The following is a 1,924-nucleotide window of genomic DNA, read 5'->3' as shown; positions in this document are numbered from 1 at the left end:
CTTTCAAATCAAAAGTTTTTAATTGCTTTTTGAAATTTTATGTTTAAATTCTTTGAAATTAAAATCAAAGGAATTAAAATGCAAATGCAAGAAGTGATTGAAAAATTAAAAGATATACTTGCAAGTGAAGGCAAAAGAGATTTAAAAACCAAAGATATAGCTAAAGAATTAGGCATCCATCCTGATACTTTTAATTCTATGAAATTTAGAAACTCCATTCCTTATCCACAAATCCTAAACTTTTTAAATGAGAGGAATATAAGCATTAATTATTTCTTCTATGGAAGTTCCCCAAAAGATCAATTAGAATGTGAGAATAAATATAAAATTTTAAAGCTTTATAAAACAAATGCAAGTTTAGGTGGAGGTGGTATAAATGATTTGATTGATAGCTCTGATTTAATCATCGATGAAAAGGTTTTAAACTTTTTTGGAAGTAAAGAATGTGAGTTTATCATTTGTTATGGAGAGAGTATGGAACCACTTATAAAAGATGGTTCAATTTGTGCAATAGATAGGAATAAGGCTTTTAAAAATAAAAGCATTTGTGTGATTAATGCTAGAGATGGACTTTTTATAAAACAAGTTTTAAAACAAGATGATGGAGTGATTTTACACTCTTTAAATCCTTTATATAAAGATATATTTTATAAAAATGGAGATTTTTTGCTAATTGGTGTGGTAATTGGAGAACTTTCTAAGATGTAACAGTACACAATAAGCTAAGCCAAGCTAATCTTGTCTCATCAATACAAAAGGATATAAAGATGGATAGAGTATCAGCAGACATAAGACAAGGTGTTAACAAAAGATTTATAAACGCAATTTGCAACCATAACAATGAACTTGTTTTAGAATATCTTAAAAATGGTATGAGTGCAACTAAAGAATGCATGGGCGAAGAACCTATGTTTTATGCAATAACTCATAATAATTTTGGAGCGATTTTACTTTTATTAAAATACGGTGCTATTTTAGATAAAGAGTATCTAGAAGAAAGCAATAAAGATTTTAGCAAAGAAGCTCTAAAGTTTTTAAGCTCTTTGCTAAAATAAAAGAGAATATAAAAATATTCTCTTAGCTTTTAAAAATTCATAATCAAAAGCTCTTTACTTTCTTTTCTTTTTAAAACATTATTATTTAAAGAATACCTTACTTTTAATTCCTTAATATTAAAATCTTTATAAAGCTCTCTTATAAGCTCACAATCATTATAAGAAAGCATAAATTTACCTTTGATATTTTTAAGCAAATTACATAAAAGTTCATGTTCTTTTAGCCCAAAACCTCCTGTGTTTTTATAATAATTCTCAGTCCCTACATAAGGTGGATCTAAATAAAATAAAGCTTCATTGTAATCATATTCTTTTAAAATATATTCAAAGCTTTTATTTTCAATACTGGCATTTTTAAGTCTTTTTGTATGTAAGCTAAAGTCTCTATATAATCTTTTGGGTGCTCTTTGTTTACTCATAGCAAATTGTCCCATACTTGATCCAAAAGAAGTACTGATAAGATAAAAATAAAAAGCAGCCCTTTCTAAGTCATTTCTTGGCTTAATTTCTTTATTTTTAAGCATATGAAAGATTTTTCTACTTATTATCATAGAATTAAGCACATTTGCTAGACTTTGGGGTTTATTTCTTATACAAAGATGTAAATTAATAAGCTCGTCGTTAATGTCGTTAATGACTTCTATTTTTGAAGCGCTTTTTTGATAAAAAACACTTAAAGCTCCACCAAAGACTTCAATATAGCTTTTATGCTCAGGCATTAAAGCGATGATTTCTTTAGCTAAATAGTTTTTACCACCCACCCAAGCAAATGGAGCTTTTAGTGTAGTTCTTGTAGGTTTAGTAAGTGTGCTAGTTTTTAGAAATTTGTCTGTATTATTTTTCATACAAACTCCTTTCAAAATAAAATT

Annotated in this window: 3 protein-coding genes; 2 read left to right on the top strand and 1 reads right to left on the bottom strand. The window is 27.2% G+C overall.

Annotation, left to right across the window (positions count from 1 at the left end):
- Window positions 1-78: 78 nt before the first annotated feature.
- Complete coding sequence (locus AJ887_RS06280; protein ID WP_070284972.1) at window positions 79-708, top strand: S24 family peptidase; 630 nt, start codon at window positions 79-81, stop codon at window positions 706-708.
- Between the two features lie 59 nt (window positions 709-767).
- Window positions 768-1,055 carry a hypothetical protein gene (locus tag AJ887_RS06275; protein ID WP_070284989.1) on the top strand — a complete coding sequence of 96 codons (288 nt, stop codon included), beginning with the start codon at window positions 768-770 and terminating at the stop codon, window positions 1,053-1,055.
- A 29-nt stretch (window positions 1,056-1,084) separates the two neighbouring features.
- Here the strand turns inward: AJ887_RS06275 and AJ887_RS06270 are convergent, their stop codons facing one another.
- Window positions 1,085-1,900, bottom strand: coding sequence for a DNA adenine methylase (locus tag AJ887_RS06270; protein ID WP_070284965.1), 816 nt, complete (start codon window positions 1,898-1,900; stop codon window positions 1,085-1,087).
- Between the last annotated feature and the right edge of the window lie 24 nt (window positions 1,901-1,924).

The organism is Campylobacter sp. BCW_6466 (assembly GCF_001762835.1).
GTDB classification, from domain to species: domain Bacteria; phylum Campylobacterota; class Campylobacteria; order Campylobacterales; family Campylobacteraceae; genus Campylobacter_D; species Campylobacter_D jejuni.
The sequence above is the reverse complement of the archived record's forward strand: the minus strand, read 5'-3'. Positions and strand labels throughout refer to the sequence as shown.